The 16,345-nt window shown below is 60.8% G+C and carries 15 protein-coding genes; 12 read left to right on the forward strand and 3 right to left on the reverse strand.

The genetic code is table 11. The annotated features are described in order from the left end of the window. Window positions 1-66 precede the first annotated feature (66 nt). From arnC to FW800_RS04385, 12 genes are all read left to right on the forward strand, one after another. Window positions 67-1,107, forward strand: coding sequence for an undecaprenyl-phosphate 4-deoxy-4-formamido-L-arabinose transferase (gene arnC, locus FW800_RS04330; RefSeq protein WP_148853329.1), 1,041 nt, complete (start codon window positions 67-69; stop codon window positions 1,105-1,107). Beyond that, window positions 1,104-3,095, forward strand: a complete 1,992-nt coding sequence (gene arnA, locus FW800_RS04335; protein WP_103735169.1) for a bifunctional UDP-4-amino-4-deoxy-L-arabinose formyltransferase/UDP-glucuronic acid oxidase ArnA — start codon at window positions 1,104-1,106, stop codon at window positions 3,093-3,095. The genes arnC and arnA overlap by 4 nt, the downstream gene beginning before the upstream one ends. Beyond that, the gene (arnD, locus tag FW800_RS04340; protein WP_032875325.1) at window positions 3,095-3,979 is read left to right on the forward strand and encodes a 4-deoxy-4-formamido-L-arabinose-phosphoundecaprenol deformylase; all 885 of its coding nucleotides are present in this window, start codon (window positions 3,095-3,097) and stop codon (window positions 3,977-3,979) included. Before arnA ends, arnD begins: the two co-directional genes overlap by 1 nt. Further along, window positions 3,976-5,631: a lipid IV(A) 4-amino-4-deoxy-L-arabinosyltransferase gene (gene arnT / locus FW800_RS04345; RefSeq protein WP_446437052.1), complete on the forward strand. Its 1,656-nt coding sequence runs from the start codon at window positions 3,976-3,978 to the stop codon at window positions 5,629-5,631. Before arnD ends, arnT begins: the two co-directional genes overlap by 4 nt. Then, window positions 5,628-5,975, forward strand: coding sequence for a 4-amino-4-deoxy-L-arabinose-phosphoundecaprenol flippase subunit ArnE (arnE, locus tag FW800_RS04350; RefSeq protein ID WP_078821368.1), 348 nt, complete (start codon window positions 5,628-5,630; stop codon window positions 5,973-5,975). Before arnT ends, arnE begins: the two co-directional genes overlap by 4 nt. Beyond that, on the forward strand, window positions 5,972-6,385 hold the full coding sequence (arnF, locus tag FW800_RS04355) for a 4-amino-4-deoxy-L-arabinose-phosphoundecaprenol flippase subunit ArnF (protein ID WP_078821367.1): 414 nt from the start codon (window positions 5,972-5,974) through the stop codon (window positions 6,383-6,385). Before arnE ends, arnF begins: the two co-directional genes overlap by 4 nt. Then, complete coding sequence (locus FW800_RS04360; protein ID WP_032875337.1) at window positions 6,382-7,764, forward strand: UDP-glucose dehydrogenase family protein; 1,383 nt, start codon at window positions 6,382-6,384, stop codon at window positions 7,762-7,764. The genes arnF and FW800_RS04360 overlap by 4 nt, the downstream gene beginning before the upstream one ends. After that, window positions 7,765-9,387 carry an ArnT family glycosyltransferase gene (locus FW800_RS04365; RefSeq protein ID WP_446437053.1) on the forward strand — a complete coding sequence of 541 codons (1,623 nt, stop codon included), beginning with the start codon at window positions 7,765-7,767 and terminating at the stop codon, window positions 9,385-9,387. A 321-nt stretch (window positions 9,388-9,708) separates the two neighbouring features. Then, complete coding sequence (locus FW800_RS04370) at window positions 9,709-9,897, forward strand: type VI secretion system contractile sheath small subunit (protein WP_256584644.1); 189 nt, start codon at window positions 9,709-9,711, stop codon at window positions 9,895-9,897. Between the two features lie 165 nt (window positions 9,898-10,062). After that, a complete protein-coding gene (locus FW800_RS04375; protein WP_216091388.1) occupies window positions 10,063-10,770 on the forward strand; it encodes an HPP family protein in 708 nt (235 codons plus the stop codon). 131 nt (window positions 10,771-10,901) lie between these two features. Next, window positions 10,902-12,002 carry an enoyl-CoA hydratase/isomerase family protein gene (locus tag FW800_RS04380; RefSeq protein ID WP_446437054.1) on the forward strand — a complete coding sequence of 367 codons (1,101 nt, stop codon included), beginning with the start codon at window positions 10,902-10,904 and terminating at the stop codon, window positions 12,000-12,002. A gap of 3 nt (window positions 12,003-12,005) precedes the next feature. Further along, window positions 12,006-13,157 (forward strand): acyl-CoA dehydrogenase family protein, encoded by a 1,152-nt coding sequence (locus FW800_RS04385; RefSeq protein ID WP_446437055.1) that lies wholly within the window; start codon window positions 12,006-12,008, stop codon window positions 13,155-13,157. A gap of 75 nt (window positions 13,158-13,232) precedes the next feature. On the opposite strand, the gene FW800_RS04390 is transcribed toward FW800_RS04385, so the two are convergent. Genes FW800_RS04390 through FW800_RS04400 form a run of 3 tightly spaced genes read right to left on the reverse strand, consistent with a single transcriptional unit; the run spans window position 13,233 to window position 16,339 of the window. Continuing rightward, a complete protein-coding gene (locus tag FW800_RS04390) occupies window positions 13,233-14,006 on the reverse strand; it encodes an enoyl-CoA hydratase (protein ID WP_148853336.1) in 774 nt (257 codons plus the stop codon). Window positions 14,007-14,017: 11 nt separating this feature from the next. Next, the gene (locus FW800_RS04395) at window positions 14,018-15,145 is read right to left on the reverse strand and encodes an acyl-CoA dehydrogenase (protein WP_032875350.1); all 1,128 of its coding nucleotides are present in this window, start codon (window positions 15,143-15,145) and stop codon (window positions 14,018-14,020) included. 9 nt (window positions 15,146-15,154) lie between these two features. Beyond that, window positions 15,155-16,339 carry an acetyl-CoA C-acyltransferase gene (locus FW800_RS04400; RefSeq protein ID WP_446437056.1) on the reverse strand — a complete coding sequence of 395 codons (1,185 nt, stop codon included), beginning with the start codon at window positions 16,337-16,339 and terminating at the stop codon, window positions 15,155-15,157. Window positions 16,340-16,345: the final 6 nt, after the last annotated feature.

Below are 16,345 nucleotides of genomic sequence, written 5' to 3' on the forward strand. Positions count from 1 at the left end.
GTAGTTCTGCCCGATGATTGCTGCTGTTTTCACGCGTCAAGTTGCTCCAGCCGAGGTCATGAAACTTTGAAACCCTACCCTATTCACTGCGTGTCGATCGTTATCCCGGTCTACAACGAACAAGAGAGCCTGCCGGAGCTGCTGCGTCGTACCACAGCAGCCTGCAAGCAGCTGGCCTACGAATACGAAATCATCCTGGTGGATGACGGTAGCCGCGACAATTCGGCCCAACTGCTCGAAGACGCCGCCGCTGAAGAAGGCAGCCATGTTGTAGCGGTGATCCTCAACCGCAACTACGGCCAGCACGCCGCGATCATGGCCGGCTTCGAACAGTGCCGTGGCGAAGTCGTAATCACCCTCGACGCCGACTTGCAGAACCCGCCGGAAGAGATCCCGCGCCTGGTGGAGCAAGCTGCCCTGGGCTACGACGTGGTCGCCACGGTGCGTAACAACCGCCAGGACTCAGCGTTCCGTCGCTGGCCGTCGCGCTTGATCAACCTGGCCGTGCAGCGCTCTACCGGCGTGGCCATGACCGACTACGGCTGCATGTTGCGTGCCTACCGCCGCACCATCGTCGACGCCATGCTCGCCTGCCGTGAACGCAGCACCTTCATCCCGATCCTGGCCAACGGCTTTGCCCGCCATACCACGGAAATCCTCGTGCACCACGCCGAGCGTGAGCACGGCGAGTCCAAATACAGCGCCATGCGCCTGATCAGCTTGATGTTCGACCTGCTGACCTGCATGACCACCACACCATTGCGCCTGCTGTCCATCGTCGGTTTCAGCCTCGCGGCGTTGGGCGTGCTGTTCGCCTTTGCGCTGATCGTCATGCGCCTGGCCTTCGGCGCCGATTGGGCGGGTGATGGTCTGTTCGTGCTGTTTGCAGTGCTGTTCGTGTTTACCGGTGGCCAGTTCATCGGCATGGGCCTGCTGGGCGAATACCTGGGCCGCATGTACAGCGATGTACGCGCCCGCCCGCGCTTCTTTATTGAAAAAGTGCTGCGCAACCAGCCGGCAGCACCGACTCCAGTCGTCGTCGTTGACGGCCTGGTGTCTTCCCATACTTCTACTTCTACTTCTCCTTCGGATCAGGTTCAGTCATGAGTTCAAAAGCTGTTGTCTTCGCTTACCACGATATCGGCTGTGCAGGCATTGAAGCCCTGCTCGGTGCGGGTTACGACATTGCTGCCGTGTTCACCCATGCCGATGACCCCAAGGAAAACAATTTCTACGGCTCCGTCGCCCAGCTCTGCGCACGCCATGGCATCCCGGTGCACGCCCCGGAAGACGCCAACCACCCGCTGTGGGTCGAGCGCATCGCCAAGTTGAACCCGGAGTACATCTTCTCCTTCTACTACCGCAACCTGCTGAGCGAACCGCTGCTGGCCACCGCTCGCAAAGGCGCGTTCAACCTGCACGGTTCGTTGCTGCCTAAATACCGTGGCCGCGCCCCGGCCAACTGGGTGTTGGTCAACGGCGAAACCGAAACCGGCGTCACCCTGCACCGCATGGTCAAGCGTGCCGATGCCGGCGCCATCCTCGCCCAGCAGAAAGTCAGCATCGACCGCACCGATACCGGCCTGAGCTTGCACGCCAAGTTGCGTGATGCGGCCACAGCCTTGCTGCGCGACGCGCTGCCACAATTGGCCCTGGGCAAGCTCACCGAAACCGCCCAGGACGAAAGCCAAGCCACCTGTTTTGGCCGCCGCACTGCCGCCGATGGCAAGCTGGACTGGAAAAAGCCTGCCGAACAACTGTTCAACCTGGTGCGCGCGGTGACGCAGCCGTATCCGGGCGCCTTCTGCGCAGTGGGCGAGCACAAGCTGATCGTATGGCAAGCCGACGTGGTCAAGGGTAACGACGGTTTGGCGCCAGGCCGTGTGATCAGCGTCAACCCGCTGCGTATTGCCTGCGGTGAAGACTCCTTGGTCATCAAGTTTGGCCAGCGTAACGAAAACGGCCTGTACCTGGCCGGTCCGGCCCTGGCCGATGAACTGGGCCTGGTGGATGGCTCCGTACTGCGCGGCGCCGAGTCTGGCCGCAAGCCACGTCGTACCCGCGTGTTGATCCTGGGCGTAAACGGCTTTATCGGTAACCACCTGTCCGAGCGCCTGCTGCGTGACGACCGTTACGAAGTCTATGGCCTGGACATCGGCTCCGACGCCATCGAGCGTCTGCGCAGCCACCCGAATTTCCATTATGTGGAAGGCGATATCAGCATCCACACCGAGTGGATCGAATACCACATCAAGAAATGCGACGTGGTCCTGCCATTGGTTGCCATCGCCACGCCAATCGAATACACCCGTAACCCACTGCGTGTGTTCGAACTGGACTTCGAAGAAAACCTCAAGCTGGTGCGCTACTGCGTCAAGTACAACAAGCGCGTGATCTTCCCCTCGACCTCCGAAGTCTATGGCATGTGCCAGGACCAGTATTTCGATGAAGACACCTCCAACCTGGTGGTCGGTCCGGTCAACAAGCAGCGCTGGATCTACTCGGTGTCCAAGCAACTGCTGGACCGCGTGATCTGGGCCTACGGCGACAAGGGCCTGAAGTTCACCCTGTTCCGTCCGTTCAACTGGATGGGCCCGCGTCTGGACCGCCTGGACTCTGCGCGTATCGGCAGCTCCCGCGCCATTACCCAATTGATCCTGAACCTGGTGGAAGGCACGCCGATCCGTCTGTTCGACGGTGGTGAACAGAAGCGTTGCTTCACCGACATTGCCGACGGCATCGAAGCGCTGGCGCGCATCATTGATAACGACAATGGCGTGTGCGACAGCCAGATCATCAACATCGGCAATCCGGAAAACGAAGCGAGCATCCGCCAGTTGGGCGAAGAACTGCTGCGTCAGTTCGAGGCTCACCCACTGCGCCACAACTTCCCACCGTTCGCCGGTTTCCGCGACGTCGAAAGCAAGGCGTTCTACGGCACGGGCTACCAGGACGTGGCGCACCGCAAGCCGAGCATCGAGAACGCCAAGCGCCTGCTGAACTGGGAGCCGAGCGTGCAGATGAGCGAAACCATCGGCAACACGCTCGATTTCTTCCTGCGTGAAGCCATGCTTGAAATCGCGGATAAAAAGTAATGCAGGCAGGTCTTCGCATCGACGTCGACACCTACCGTGGCACCCGTGAAGGTGTGCCGCGGCTGCTCGAATCCCTGGATGAAGCCGGGGTAAAGGCGACGTTCTTCTTCAGTGTCGGCCCGGACAACATGGGCCGCCATCTGTGGCGCCTGATTCGGCCACAGTTTTTGTGGAAGATGCTGCGTTCCAACGCCGCCGGCCTGTATGGCTGGGACATCTTGCTGGCAGGAACCGCCTGGCCAGGCAAGCCGATCGGCCGCGACCTGGGGCATCTGATGCGCCAGGCCAAGGCCGCCGGGCATGAAGTCGGCCTGCACGCCTGGGATCACCATGGCTGGCAGGCCAATACCGGGCGTTGGAGCGAGGCACAGCTGGTCGAGCAGATTCGGCGTGGTGTGCAGACTTTGAGCGACATCCTAGGCGAGCGCGTGGACTGTTCAGCCGCCGCCGGGTGGCGCGCCGACGAACGTGTGGTGCAAGCCAAGCAAGGCTTCAATTTTCGCTACAACAGTGATTGCCGGGGCACCAGCCTGTTTCGACCGACACTGGCCGATGGCAGCGCGGGCACCCCACAAATTCCGGTGGACCTGCCGACCTTCGACGAAGTCGTCGGGCCGGTGGTGGCTGCCAATGATTTCAACCGCTTCATCCTGGACCGGTTCAGTGCAGCGAAGCTGAACGTCTACACCATCCACGCAGAAGTTGAAGGGATTCTGATGGCCAATGATTTTCGCCAGTTGCTCGCCCAGGCCGGGCAGCGCGGCATTGATTTCAAACCCTTGGGTGATCTTCTGCCCGCAGATGTAACCACCCTGCCCCAACAAAAACTGGTGCGCGGCGCATTGAGCGGCCGCGAGGGTTGGTTGGGAGTACAGCAGGCATGATTCGTCGCTGGGCCTTGCCCCTGCTCCTGCTGGCGTTTGCCGCGTTTTACCTGCTGCCGCTGGCCACCCATGGCCTGTGGATTCCCGATGAAACCCGCTATGCGCAGATCAGCCAGGAAATGCTGCTGTCCGGCAAATGGGCCGCACCGCACTTCATGGGCATTCGTTACTTCGAAAAACCCGCCGCGGGCTACTGGATGATTGCGTTGGGCCAGGCGATTTTCGGGCAGAACCTGTTCGGCGTGCGGTTTGCCTCGGCCTTGAGCAGCGCGTTGAGCATTGTGCTGGTTTACCTGGTATCCCGCCGGTTGTGGAACGACCCGCACAAAAGCCTGGTCAGCACCCTGCTGTACATGAGCTTCGTCAGCGTGGCGGCCCTCGGTGGTTATTCCAACCTGGACCCGCAGTTCACCTTCTGGGTCAACCTGACCGGCGTGGCGTTGTGGTTCTGCTTTGACAGCAGCACGCGGCGCGGCCGACTGTGGTCATGGGCGCTGTTGGGTTTCGCGTGCGGCATGGGCTTCATGACCAAGGGCTTCCTGGCCTGGTTGCTACCGGTATTGATCGCCCTGCCCTACGCCCTCTGGCAAAAACGCCTGGGTGAGTTGTGCACGGTTGGCGGCGTGGCCGTGGTGGTTGCAATTGCTGTCAGCGTGCCGTGGGCATTGGCTGTGCACCTGCAAGAACCGGACTACTGGCATTTCTTTTTCTGGCACGAGCACATCCAGCGCTTTGCCGGGGAAGATGCCCAGCACGCTGAGCCGTTCTGGTATTACCTGCCGCTGCTGGTAGCGTTCGCGCTACCGTGGGTAGCCCTGTTGCCGTCCACGCTCAAGCAGGCATGGCTGCAAAAGCGCGCGCCGAAAACCGCATTCCTGCTGCTATGGCTGTTGATGCCGCTGGCGTTTTTCAGCCTGGCCAAGGGCAAGTTGCCCTCCTACATCATGCCTTGCATGCTGCCCCTGGCGTTGCTGATGGGCTCGACCTTGAGCGACAAGCTCAAGCAAGGCCACGGTCGCGTCCTGCGCATCAATGGCTGGCTGAACCTGGCGATCGGTGTGCTGGTATTGCTGGCCCTCAGCTGGTTCCAGTTGAAAAAACCGGTGTACGAGCCGGGTGAGGAAACCTTCAGCCTGGTGCTGGTGTTCATCTTCCTGTTCGGTTGGATCGTGGTCAACCTGCTGCAAGCGGCACGGCCCTTGACGTTGTGGGCCGCGCCTCTGATTGGCAGTGGGCTACTAGTGGTTTTGGTGCCTGCGGCATTGCCCCATTCGGTGGTTTATAACAAGACCCCGGACCAGTTCATCATCGATCACATCGAGGAATTACAGCCCACTGTCGCCCTGTTGAGCAACGATCTGGGCGCTGCTTCTGCACTGTCCTGGCGTCTCAAACGACCGGATATCACGCTCTACAACACCTCGGGCGAGGTCAAGTACGGGCTGGCTTACGCCGACACGGCCCATCGGCTGGTCGACCGTAATGCGATCCAGGCGTGGATGGCGCAAACCCGCCGCACGGGTGCCGTGGGTGTGGTGATGCGCGTCAACAGCCAAGGTGAAAAGGACGAGCTCGCGCTGCTGCCCACCGATGGCAAGCGTTATGCCCAAGGCAAGATCGTGATCCTCATTTTCCCGCAGGTCGCGCCATGACCACCCTGCTGCTGTTGCTCACAGCCTGCTTGCTCACCTGCATGGGCCAGGTATCGCAAAAGTTTGCCGTGGAAAGCTGGCGGAACCTGCCTCAAGGCTGGGCATTGAAGGTGCGCTCGCCGTGGTTATGGTCAGCGTTGGTGTGCCTGGGCCTGGGCCTGCTGGTGTGGCTGCTGGTATTGCAACGCCTGGAAGTGGGGATTGCCTACCCCATGCTCAGCCTGAATTTTGTGCTGGTCACGCTGATGGCGCGCTTTGTATTTCACGAACCCATTGATGGCCGTCACTGGCTGGGTGTGGGGCTGGTGATTGCCGGCGTCGTGCTGCTGGGGCGCCAGGTATGAGCCGCATAAAGGGTTTCGCCCTGGCCCTGGGCAGTGTCGGCCTGGTGAGTGGCGCCCAACTGGGCATGCGCTGGAGCATGACGCGCCTGCCCTTGCCCACCGAGTGGCTGGCCGCCTTCGCCCACAACAGCATCGACCTGAGCGCCCTGGGCGTGGTGATCCTGGCGATCATCGCCTACGCGCTGTCGATGCTCTGCTGGCTTGGCGCACTCAAGCATTTGCCTCTGGGCCGTGCCTACTCGCTGCTCAGCATCAGCTACGCGTTGGTCTACCTGCTGGCCGCCAGCCTGCCGGTGTTCAACGAAGCTTTCTCGCTTTCAAAAACCCTGGGGGTGGCCTTGGTCATCCTCGGCGTACTGGTTATCAACTCTCGTCGTGCATGCACCTCAAGTCCCAGGAATACCCCATGAAAATCAGCGTATTTGGTAGTGGTTACGTTGGTCTGGTACAGGCCACTGTATTAGCCGAAGTCGGTCACGATGTCATTTGCATGGACGTTGACAAGAGCAAGGTCGAGTCGCTCCAGAAAGGTCACGTGACCATCTTCGAGCCGGGCCTGGCCGCGATGGTCAAGGACAACCTGGAAAGCGGACGCCTGCATTTTACCTACGACGAAAAACTCGCTGTCGAGCACGGTGAAGTGTTGTTCATCGCCGTGGGTACGCCGTCGGATGAAGACGGCTCTGCCGACCTGAAATACGTGCTATCGGTGGGTGATGCTGTGTCGCGCCATCGCGTGCAGCCGGTGATCCTGGTGGAGAAATCCACCGTGCCGGTCGGCACCGGTGACACCCTGCGCGCTCATATCGAAAAGAACCTGAATGCCGCTGGCCGTCAGTTGGAGTTCGATATTGTCTCCAACCCGGAATTCCTCAAGGAAGGCTCGGCCGTTGCCGACTGCCGCCGCCCGGACCGCATCATCATTGGCTGCGAGCGCGAGGAAGTACGTGAGGTCATGCGCGACCTGTACGCGCCGTTCAATCGCAACCACGACCGCATCATCTTTATGGACCTGCGCAGCGCCGAACTGACCAAGTACGCCGCCAACTGCATGTTGGCCACCAAGATCAGCTTCATCAACCAGATTGCCGAACTGGCCGAGCACCTGGGCGCCGATATTGAATCGGTGCGCCTGGGCATTGGTGCAGACTCGCGAATCGGCTACCACTTCATCTACCCAGGCTGTGGCTACGGCGGCTCGTGCTTCCCCAAAGACATGCGTGCCTTGATCCATAGCGCCAAGCAAGCCAACTGCTCCAGCGACCTGCTCGAAGCAGTGGAAGCCATCAACCAGCGCCAGAAGAGCAAGCTGTTCGAGCGCATCAATGCGTTCTTCAAGGGCAATCTGAAGGGCAAGACCTTCGCCCTGTGGGGCCTGGCCTTCAAGCCCAACACCGATGACATGCGCGACGCTCCCAGCCGCGTGCTGATGGAAGCCTTGTGGGCCGCCGGTGCCAATGTGCGCGCCTTCGACCCGGAAGCCATGCAGGAAACCCAGCGGATCTATGGCGACGACCCGCGCCTGATGCTGATGGGCACCCCGGAGTCCACCCTGGGCGGCGCCGATGCGCTGATCGTGTGCACCGAATGGCAGCAATTCAAGGCGCCGGACTTCGACCTGATTCACCAGCGCTTGAAAACCCCGGTGATCTTCGATGGCCGCAACCTGTATGACGGCGAACGCCTGACACGCAAAGGCTTCAAGTATTTCCCCATTGGCCGTGGCGATTCCTGCGAGTTGCCGATTCCCCAGCAAAACTGGGTGGAACAGGTCAGGGATGTCGGCTAGGTGAACAAGGCTTTCCCATCCATGCAGAGCACCACAATCCGTCGCCAGTCGCTGGGGCTTGGGCTCTTGGCGCTGGTGCTGTTTATCGCCGGCAACTGGCACCAGGCGATCATCGGCTTTGATTCACGCTTCGTGGTGTTTGCCCAGGAAATGCTGCGCCACGGGCCAGGTTTCTTCCCCACGACCTACGGCCAACCGTATGCCGACTACCTGGCGACTTCAACGCTGCTGACCTGGCTGCTGTCGTTGCCATTGGGCCAGGTCACCAGCCTGACGGCATGGCTGCCCACCGCGGTCGCGTCAGCACTGATCGTAATGCTGGTCTATCGCCTGACTGCGCCCTACTCCCCGCGCTGGGGGCTCTTGAGCCTGGCAATGTTGCTGCTCAGCAGCACCTTTGTCAGCGAAACCCGCGCGGTCTCCTTGGACCAGATGCTCGCCGCCGTGACCCTGGCGGTGTTCTATCTGGGCTATGCCCATGATCACTTCGCTGCTGCCAAGCGCTTGCATTGGGTGTTTGTGTTATTGCTGCTCGGGTTTGCACTGCGTGGGCCGATTGGCCTGGTGATCCCCACAGGCGTTTTGTGCAGCTATTACCTGATCAACCGCCAATGGCGCAGCCTGTTCAGCTTCGGCCTGCTGGCGTTGGCGCTGCTGGCGGCGTGCGTCGGTCTGTTGCTGCTGCTGGCCAAGCTCAGCGGCGGCGAAGACTTCATGCATGACGTGATTCGTATGCAGTTCCTGGGGCGCATGGATGGCAGCGAAGGCTCCGGCGGTGTGCTGTATTACTTCACCAGCTCCATGGGTAACTACGCGCTGGCTTATCCGCTGGCAATATTGGTACTGGTGGCGGTCATGATCGGCGGGCGGCGCACACCGGATCCGGCATTGAAGCTGGTATTGTATTGCGCAGCCGCGGGTGTGCTGGTGATGGTGGGCCTCTCGGTGCCCCAGGCGAAAAAAGCGCGCTATATCCTGCCGATGTTGCCGATGGCAGCGATCATTGCCGCGTATCCGTTCCAGGCGACACAGGGGCGACTGTTTGCCTGGCTGCGCGGCCTGATGCTGGGCGTCTGGACGCTATTGCCGACGCTGTTGGTGATTGGCCTGCTAGTGGCGCGGCGGCGTTATCCGGAGCCGCTGGCCCACCTCGAAGTGATCTTCGCCGTGCTTGGGCTGCTTCAGATCCTGGCGCTGCTGACACTGCTCAAGTCCCGACTGCGTACGTATGGCCCGGCCCTGGCTGCAGTGCTGGCCCTTTGGACAACCTACATCCTCGTGGTCGAACCCCTGGAGCGTCGGTTATACGACACCCGCACGTTCAGCCTCGCCGTCAAGGCTCAAGTCCTGCAGCAACCGGCGCCCGTGGTGCTGCACGCGCTGGGTAAAGACGCGAAAGCCATCAAGTTCATGGTCAACTTCGATTGTGACAAGGTCCCGCTGTTTACCCAATTGCCCATTGAATTGAAGCCGATCCAGGCCCCGGCATGGTTGGTCATGAGCCAGGCCGACTTCGAAGGGCTGGACGATCCACGCTTGCGTTCGATCACGCCCACGCTGACCGGCGAGTTCGACAAGAACCCCTACGTATTGTTGCATCTGGTAAAAACCACGGTGCCATGAGCACTTTTCCAGGGGCGTTGTAAGAAAGAACGTCGACTCTTTAACCGGTGGGCGTCTTTCATCACAGGCACCAAGAAAACGCCTACATTCCTTTGCGTAATAGCTGGTGCACTTTCCCTTCCTGTGCCTGGAACCCGACGGTAGACTCGCTGCCACGTGCGTTAAGTATCTACCACCCGATCGTCAGGGCTGTCCCGAAAGCGCTTGGGTCAAGGCACGCCATAACTACAAGGACGCTGTAGGCTGCCCAAGCGCGATGGCTTACTTCATTGAGAGGACAATGCCGTGCGAGAGGAACTGTTGAATGTACCTTTACCAAGACTGGATCGTTTGATGGCATTGCGCGACGCGCTGGTGGCGTTGAAGGGGCCACTGGCCGACGACGCCAAATTGCGCGAAAACCTGCATGAGCGCTTGTTCAATGAAGAGGCCAATAACCGGGTGCTGGGCAAACTCTGCACACCAGCGCCCACTGTGGCAGGCCCCATTACCTTCGGAGACACTCTTTAACTGCATAATATTTGCGTTTAACCTTCATTAATATGCAGTGGTGCGATCAGACCAACCTCGGCACACTGCACGGGTTCCTCCCCCAAATGTTGGAACATTCAAAGGGCTGCACCGGGAAACCAGGCAGGCCTTTTTTTTCGCCCGCCGTTTATGGATCGTCTTTAAATGCTCGCTCGCTGGTTACCCGCTGCAATCAACACCCGCCCCGCTGAATGGAGTCGTGCCGGCATCGGCATGGCCTTGGGCACAATGTTCAGTGTCTGGGCTTGCGCCCAGGTATTCGGCATGGAGGTCGCCCTGCATTTGCTCGGCCCCCTTGGCGCTTCGGCCGTGTTGCTGTTTGCGGTGTCATCGGGAGCGCTGGCCCAGCCATGGTCGATCATGGGCAGTTACCTGTGTGCCGGCATCGTTGCATTGCTGGTGGCACGGGTACTGGGGCGAACCCTGGGTAGCGCGTGCCTGGCGGCGGGCATGACGGTAATCCTGATTTGTTGGCTGCGTTGCCTGCACCCACCGGCCGGTGGCCTGGCCATGACCCTGGTACTGGCCGACCCTGCGTCCATCGCCCTGGGCTGGCATGAACTGGCGCCGGTCATGCTGGGTGCCGGCGCTCTGCTGGGATGCGCACTGCTCTATAACAATGCCACGCGCACACGTTACCCCAAGGGGCCAGCCGAGCCTGCTCCTGTCGTCCTCGGCATTCAGCCCGTGAGCGATCCATCGATTACAGCGGCCGACCTCAAGCTGGCGCTGGCCGAAATGGAGCAATTTTACGATGTCGAGCCCACTGAGCTGGAACAACTGATCCACGCAGCAGAAGGCCATGCACGACGTCGCAGTATCGGTGAGGTCCTGGCCAACCGCGCGGCTTGATCCCTGCTGCATAAATGCAAAAACGACCTGCATGATTACCGGTTGTACTGGGCAAATTTGCACTGGTAGGATCGCGAGAAGGTTCGCCCGCGAACATCTTGATAAAGAACAATAAAAGCAGGGAGTTAGTGATGACTGCTCAGGTTTCATCCGAAGCAAGCCACGCCGATATTCAGCAGGAAGTACTGAGTGAAGTGCGTAACCATATCGGCCACCTCACCCTCAATCGCCCCGCCGGCTTGAATGCCATCACCCTCGACATGGTCCGCCAGTTGACGACGCAGCTGCAGGCGTGGGCGGATGACCCGCAGGTTTATGCCGTGGTGCTGCGTGGCGCCGGCGAAAAAGCCTTCTGCGCTGGCGGCGATATCCGCTCGCTGTACGACAGTTTCAAGAACGGCGACACCCTGCACCAGGATTTCTTCGTGGAGGAATATGCCCTTGACCTGGCCATCCACCATTACCGTAAACCGGTCGTGGCACTGATGGACGGCTTCGTCCTCGGCGGCGGCATGGGCCTGGTACAAGGCGCGGATCTGCGGGTCGTCACTGAACGCAGTCGCCTGGCGATGCCGGAAGTGGCTATCGGCTACTTCCCTGATGTAGGCGGCAGCTATTTCCTGTCGCGTATTCCCGGTGAGCTGGGGACTTACCTTGGCGTGACCGGGGTGCAGATACGTGCCGCCGATGCGCTGTATTGCGGGCTGGCCGACTGGTCTATCGACAGCGCCAGACTCCCCGCCCTGGACAACAAGCTCGACCAGTTGCAATGGAGCGATTCCCCCCTCAAGGATTTGCAAGGTGTGCTCGCCAAACTGGCGGTGCAGCAATTGCCCGATGCGCCGCTGGCGGCCCTGCGCCCGGTCATTGATCACTTCTTCGCCCTGCCGGATGTACCGAGCATCGTCGAGCAATTGCAGGCAGTTACGGTCGCCGACACCCACGAATGGGCGTTGACTACCGCCCATCTGATGCAGACCCGCTCACCCCTGGCCATGGCCGTGACCTTGCAAATGCTGCGTCGTGGCCGGCACCTCCCGCTGGAACAGTGCTTTGCTCTGGAGCTGCACCTGGACCGTCAATGGTTCGAACGTGGCGACCTGATTGAAGGCGTTCGCGCCCTGATCATCGACAAGGATAAAGCCCCGCGCTGGAACCCGCCCACGCTCAATGCGCTGGATGCCAGCCACGTCGAGAGCTTCTTCCACAGCTTCGCGCAGATTGAGAAATAAGCCATGCAAGATCTTGAATACACAGAAGAACAAATCATGATCCGCGACATGGCGCGGGACTTCGCCCGTGGCGAAATTGCTCCCCATGCCCAAGCCTGGGAGAAAGCCGGGTGGATCGACGACGCGCTGGTGGCGAAGATGGGCGAACTGGGCCTGCTCGGCATGGTGGTCCCGGAAGAATGGGGCGGCACCTATGTGGACTACGTGGCCTACGCGCTGGCCGTGGAGGAAATTTCCGCGGGTGACGGCGCCACTGGCGCCTTGATGAGTATCCACAATTCAGTGGGTTGCGGGCCTATCCTCAACTACGGCACAGCTGAGCAAAAACACACATGGCTGGCCGAACTCGCCAGCGGCCGGGCCATCGGCTGCTTCTGCCTGACCGAACCTCAGGCCGGCTCCGAAGCCCACAACCTGCGCACCCGTGCCGAATTGAAAGACGGCCAGTGGGTGATCAACGGCGCCAAGCAATTTGTCAGCAACGGCAAGCGCGCCAGGTTGGCCATCGTGTTTGCGGTGACCGATCCGGAACTGGGCAAGAAGGGTATTTCAGCGTTTCTGGTGCCTACCGACACCCCGGGTTTTGTGGTCGACCGCACCGAACACAAGATGGGCATCCGTGCGTCGGACACCTGTGCCGTTACGCTCAACCAATGCAGCGTGCCGCAAGCCAACCTGCTGGGTGAGCGCGGCAAGGGCCTGGCAATCGCCCTGTCCAACCTGGAAGGTGGGCGCATCGGTATTGCCGCCCAGGCCTTGGGCATCGCCCGGGCCGCCTTTGAAGCAGCGCTGGCTTATGCCCGGGATCGCGTGCAGTTTGACAAGGCGATCATCGAACATCAGAGCGTGGCCAACCTGTTGGCTGACATGCAAACGCAGCTGAACGCAGCACGCTTGCTGATCCTCCACGCCGCGCGCCTGCGCAGTGCCGGCAAACCATGCTTGTCCGAAGCTTCCCAGGCCAAGCTGTTTGCCTCGGAAATGGCCGAGCGTGTCTGCTCCAAGGCGATGCAGATTCATGGGGGGTATGGGTATCTGGAAGACTATCCGGTGGAGCGTTACTACCGGGATGCGCGGATCACGCAGATTTACGAAGGCACCAGCGAGATTCAGCGGATGGTGATTGCCAGGGAACTCAAGCACTACCAGCTCTGACTGACACACTGCAAAAAACTGTGTCAAACGCTGCAGTTCAAATGTGGGAGGGGGCTTTCTCCCTCCCACAGTGTTTTACTTATCCTTGAACTCCGGCGCCCGCTTGGCCACGAATGCGGCCATGCCTTCCTTCTGATCCTGGGTCGCAAACGCCGCGTGGAACACCCGGCGCTCAAAGCGCACGCCTTCGGACAGGCTGACTTCAAAAGCGCGGTTCACGCTCTCCTTGACCATCATGCTGATCGGCACTGACTTACTGGCGATCAGGGCAGCGACTTTCAGCGCTTCGTCCAGCAACTCATCGGCCGGCACGATACGCGCCACGATCCCGCAACGCTCTGCTTCGACGGCGTCGATAAAGCGCCCGGTCAGGCACATTTCCATGGCCTTGGCCTTGCCCACGGCGCGGGTCAGGCGCTGGGTGCCGCCCATGCCCGGCAGCACGCCGAGATTGATTTCCGGCTGGCCGAATTTGGCACTGTCACCGGCCAGGATAAAGTCGCACATCAACGCCAGTTCACAGCCGCCACCGAGGGCAAAGCCATTCACCGCCGCAATGATCGGCTTGCGGCGGTTGGCCACACGGTCACTGTCGCTGAACAGGTCGTCCATGTAGATCTGCGGGTAAGTCAGCTCGGCCATTTCCTTGATGTCGGCGCCGGCCGCAAAGGCTTTTTTCGAGCCGGTGAGCACGATGCAGCCGACCTCTGGGTTGGCCTCCAGGTTATCCAACGCCTGGTTCAGTTCGCTGACCAGTTGCGCGTTCAAGGCGTTCAACGCCTGCGGGCGGTTGAGGGTAATCAGCCCGACGCGGCCCTGGACGTCAAGCAGGATGGTTTCATAACTCATGTATCGGCTCCTTATAGATTGCGTGAGATGACCATGCGTTGAATATCGCTGGTGCCTTCGTAAATCTGGCAGACCCGCACATCGCGGTAGATCCGCTCCAGAGGGAAGTCGCTCAGGTAACCGTAACCGCCCAGGGTTTGCAAGGCGGCCGAACAGACTTTCTCAGCCATTTCCGAAGCAAACAGCTTGGCCATGGACGCCTCCACCAACGCCGGCTTGCCGCTGTCACGCAGGGCCGCGGCGTAATGCACCATCTGCCGGGCCACGGCAATTTGCGTGGCCATGTCCGCCAGGCGAAAGGCGACGGCCTGGTGTTCGATCAACGGTTTGCCGAAGCTTTCCCGCTCACGGGCATAGTCGCGGGCTGCTTCGAAGGCGGCGCGGGCCATGCCCACCGACTGGGAAGCTATACCGACACGGCCACCCTCAAGGTTGGCCAGGGCGATCTTGTAACCCTCGCCCTCCTCGCCCAGGCGATTGGCCACGGGCACCTTCACGTCTTCAAACAGGATCTGGCAAGTGTCGGAAGCATGTTGCCCGAGCTTGTCTTCGACTCGCGCCACGGTGTAGCCCGCAGAGTCAGTGGGTACGATGAAGGCACTGATCCCGCGCTTGCCCGCTGCCGGGTCGGTGACGGCAAACACAATCACGATCCCGGCGTTTTGCCCGGAGGTGATGAACTGTTTGCAGCCATTGAGCACATAGTGATCGCCTTCAAGGCGTGCACGGGTCTTCAAGCTGCTGGCATCGGAACCGGCCTGGGGTTCGGTCAATGCGAAGGCACCGAGCATGGTGCCACTGGCCAGGGGCGTGAGGAATTGGGCCTTTTGCTGGTCATTGCCGAATTTGAGGATCGGCACGCAGCCCACCGAGTTGTGCACACTCATGATGGTCGAGCACGCGCCGTCACCTGCGGCGATTTCTTCCAGGGCCATGGCGTATGCCAGGTAGCCGGTGTCGCAACCGCCCCACTGTTCCGGCACCAACATGCCGAAAAAGCCCAGTTCGGCCATTTCAGCGATGGCTTCCTTGGGAAAGCGATGCTCGCGATCCCATTCGGCGGCGAACGGCTTCAAGCGTTCCTGGGCAAATTGCCGGGCGGCGTCGCTGATTTGCAGTTGTTCGTCATTGGGCAGCATAAGTCATCCTTAGTAGAGGCATTCAACGGCCATGGCCGTGGCTTCACCGCCGCCGATACAGATGGCCGCGACGCCACGCTTGAGGCCCTTCTGGCGCAGGGCCGAGAGCAGTGTCACCAGGATCCGCGCGCCCGAAGCACCAATAGGATGGCCCAGGGCGCAGGCGCCACCATGCACGTTGACCTTGTCGTGAGGGATCGCAAGCTTGCTCATGGTCACCAGGCTGACCACGGCAAAGGCTTCGTTGATTTCGAACAGGTCGACGTCTTCCAGGCGCCAGCCAGTCTTGCTCATCAACGTGCGTATCGCCCCCACCGGCGCCACCGGAAACAGCCCCGGCTCATCGGCAAACGCGGCGTGCCCGTGGATCAACGCCAACGGCTTGAGGCCACGTTTATGGGCGTCCGACTCGCGCATCAGCAGCAATGCCGCGGCGCCGTCGGAGATCGAGCTGGAATTGGCCGCGGTGACGGTGCCGCCTTCACGGAACGCCGGCTTCAGGCTGGCGATCTTGTCCAGCTTGGCTTTAGGCGGCTGTTCATCGTGCAGGATGGTTTTTTGTTCCTTACCCACGGTGACCTGCACCGGGACGATCTCGCTGGCGAAGCTGCCATGGGTGATGGCCTCCTGCGCGCGCGTCAGGGACGCGATGGCGAAGGCATCCTGAGCTTCCCGGGTAAAGCCGTTGTGCTCGGCGCAGTCTTCGGCAAAGGTGCCCATCAGGCGGCCCTTGTCGTAGGCATCCTCCAGGCCATCGAGAAACATATGGTCAAGCACCTTGCCGTGCCCCATGCGGTAGCCGCTGCGCGCACGATCCAGCAGGTACGGTGCGTTAGACATGCTTTCCATGCCGCCGGCGATCACCACATCGACGCTGCCGGCGCGCAATGAGTCGTGGGCGAGAATCGCTGCTTCCATGCCCGAGCCGCACATCTTGTTCAGGGTGGTGCAGCGGGTGGACTTGTCCAGCCCTGCGCCCAGGGCCGCCTGGCGTGCAGGTGCCTGCCCGAGCCCGGCCGGCAGTACGCAGCCAAACAGCACCTCGTCTACCGCATCGGCGGCGATACCGGCGCGTTCAACGGCGGCACGAATCGCTGCGGCGCCCAGCTGCGGTGCGGTCAGGCTTTTGAGGTCGCCCTGGAACCCGCCCATGGGCGTGCGCACGGCGCTGACAATCACAATAGGGTCGTTCATACAGGC

The sequence above is a fragment of the Pseudomonas sp. 910_23 genome, assembly GCF_052850795.1.

Coding starts and splice junctions, on each gene's coding strand:
- FW800_RS04400 (WP_446437056.1), bottom strand. CDS start 16,339: ATGAACGACCCTATTGTGATTGTCAGCGCCGTGCGCACGCCCATGGGC.
- FW800_RS04375 (WP_216091388.1), top strand. CDS start 10,063: ATGCTCGCTCGCTGGTTACCCGCTGCAATCAACACCCGCCCCGCTGAA.
- FW800_RS04385 (WP_446437055.1), top strand. CDS start 12,006: ATGCAAGATCTTGAATACACAGAAGAACAAATCATGATCCGCGACATG.
- FW800_RS04380 (WP_446437054.1), top strand. CDS start 10,902: ATGACTGCTCAGGTTTCATCCGAAGCAAGCCACGCCGATATTCAGCAG.
- FW800_RS04395 (WP_032875350.1), bottom strand. CDS start 15,145: ATGCTGCCCAATGACGAACAACTGCAAATCAGCGACGCCGCCCGGCAA.
- FW800_RS04390 (WP_148853336.1), bottom strand. CDS start 14,006: ATGAGTTATGAAACCATCCTGCTTGACGTCCAGGGCCGCGTCGGGCTG.
- arnA (WP_103735169.1), top strand. CDS start 1,104: ATGAGTTCAAAAGCTGTTGTCTTCGCTTACCACGATATCGGCTGTGCA.
- arnF (WP_078821367.1), top strand. CDS start 5,972: ATGAGCCGCATAAAGGGTTTCGCCCTGGCCCTGGGCAGTGTCGGCCTG.
- arnT (WP_446437052.1), top strand. CDS start 3,976: ATGATTCGTCGCTGGGCCTTGCCCCTGCTCCTGCTGGCGTTTGCCGCG.
- arnE (WP_078821368.1), top strand. CDS start 5,628: ATGACCACCCTGCTGCTGTTGCTCACAGCCTGCTTGCTCACCTGCATG.
- FW800_RS04360 (WP_032875337.1), top strand. CDS start 6,382: ATGAAAATCAGCGTATTTGGTAGTGGTTACGTTGGTCTGGTACAGGCC.
- arnD (WP_032875325.1), top strand. CDS start 3,095: ATGCAGGCAGGTCTTCGCATCGACGTCGACACCTACCGTGGCACCCGT.